Raw genomic sequence first — 736 nt, 5'->3', positions numbered from 1 at the left:
ACGCTACCTACTAACTATGATGTTTACCGACAGGTAGTAAAGGCGTACCCGTCCAAGACTCCTTTGGAATTAACTTTCGGATTAAATGATGACTCGGTAGAAAAGGCTGAACCACTTAGCAAATAGTCGTCTAACAAACTAGCCCCGCAGTGATTCTTCTTGTGAGGAAAGAAATTCAGCATCTTTAATTAAAAATCATCCATCCTCTAGATAGAGCGATCGCGTTTCAATTCAAGACCCAAAATTCTTTGACCCCCGAACCAGTTTTTTCAAATTCCTAAAAATAAGTGAACCTGGTAAAAAATTAAAAATCACAAATAGTCGCTAAATGAGGGTCATATAGTACCCAAATATATCATCTGAAGTCATGGTAGCTAAATGGGTATGGGTTACAATTAACCCTCATTTAGGGTATCCTCAAAAAGCTCTGTTTTTATGGCTCAATTAACACCGATGACGAACATCCACGCACTGCAAAAAATTTTTCCGGCAGGCTTTGACAATGGCTACGGAAGCTTGAAGCTGTTAGTCGATGGCTTTGAAGTTGTGAGAGTTCCCAGCTACATTTCCACAGCAGATATGGAAGACGTTCCAGGGAGAGTGGAATTTAATGGGACAGCATATACAGTCGGTGAATCTGCTTTTCGTGCTGGAAATCATTTTGAACGCAATACAGACAACAATGGTGCGGCTCGTTTCTGGTAAGAGCCTCTAGAAAATAGAGGGGTATGACCAG

General features: G+C 40.9%; 1 pseudogene. It reads left to right on the top strand.

The features are described 5' to 3' along the window. Window positions 1-453: 453 nt before the first annotated feature. Window positions 454-684, top strand: a pseudogene (locus tag ACM0OY_RS40530) (hypothetical protein); the annotation flags it as partial. Window positions 685-736 lie beyond the last annotated feature (52 nt).

Origin of the sequence: Nostoc sp. CCY 9925, from assembly GCF_963920935.1 — a bacterium.
In the GTDB taxonomy this organism is placed as follows: domain Bacteria; phylum Cyanobacteriota; class Cyanobacteriia; order Cyanobacteriales; family Nostocaceae; genus Nostoc.
The sequence above is the reverse complement of the archived record's forward strand: the minus strand, read 5'-3'. Positions and strand labels throughout refer to the sequence as shown.